This window comes from Massilia genomosp. 1, from assembly GCF_011682185.1.
GTDB classification, from domain to species: Bacteria; Pseudomonadota; Gammaproteobacteria; order Burkholderiales; family Burkholderiaceae_D; genus Telluria_A; species Telluria_A rubra.
Genome location: NZ_WHJF01000302.1, coordinates 1 through 1,120 on the forward strand (window position 1 = coordinate 1; position 1,120 = coordinate 1,120).

Consider the following 1,120-nt stretch of genomic DNA (forward strand, 5'->3'; position numbering starts at 1 on the left):
GCCGGCTCTGCCAACCGAAGCCGGAATCAACATGCCCAAAATGGACATTGGCACCAACGAGCAGACCGAAGAATGCTCCCTAAACAATCTGTAAATACTGTCTCAAATAGTTTGACACGCTCCGGACGCTTTTTTCGGGATTGAGGTGTACAGTCGTCACTGGCGCCCAGCTTCGCGTATCGCCACTCCAGCGCTCCGGGCGCGCGGCCTTGGCCGCTTCATAGACCTCGGCGCGTTTGCGCAGCAGCGCGCCGTCCAGGCCCGCGTGACGCTGTGCCGGCGTAACGAATTGGATGGCGCTGTGACGGTGCTCCTCGTTATACCAACGCACGAACGTGCCGACCCACTGTCTTGCGGCCATGAGGCTTTCGAATGAGCCCTGCGGGTAGGCTGGTCGGTACTTGAGCGTTTTGAAGAGGCTTTCGCTGAAGGGGTTGTCATTGCTGCACGCGGGCCGACTGAACGATGGGACGACGCCGAGCTTTTGCAGCGTTGCAAGCATGGTGGCACCCTTCATCGGACTGCCGTTATCGGAGTGCAGCACCACCTGTTTTGGCGCGATGTTTTCGCGTACACAAATATCGCGCATAACCTCGCTGGCCAGCTCGCTGCTTTCCGTTTCATAGACCTGCCAGCCGACGATCTTGCGGCTGTAGATATCCATGAACAGGTACAGATAGAAGTAGATCCCCATGACCGGCGTTGGCAGATAGGTGATGTCCCAGCTAAACAGCTGGCCCGGTGCCGTTGCCACCAGCGCACGCGGCTTGTGGCGCGGTTTCGCTGGCTTTTCGGCACCGCGATGCTGGAGCTGATTGGCCGCTTTCAGCACGCGATAGAAGGTCGATTCCGAGGCGATGTACTCACCCTGATCGACCAGGCGTGGCACGATCTGGCTTGGCGGTAGGTGGCCGAATTCGGGAGAGTTGGCGATCGCCAGCACGCGCTGGCGTTCCAGCTCGCTCAGTCGGTTCTTGGGCGTCTGCACCCGAGACGGCCGCCGATCACAAGCGCCCTCAGCCTTATCGTTCTGCCAGCGCTGCAAGGTCCGCTCGCTCAGCGTAATCACCTCGCAGGCCCGCCACTGGCTCGCTCCGGCAACGACCGCCTCGGCCACCAA

1 protein-coding gene is annotated in these 1,120 nt (G+C 60.5%); it reads right to left on the reverse strand.

The window, feature by feature from the left end:
* Window positions 1-79: 79 nt before the first annotated feature.
* On the reverse strand, window positions 80-1,120 hold a 1,041-nt coding region (locus F1735_RS33740; RefSeq protein WP_167241385.1), incomplete at its 5' end, for an IS3 family transposase.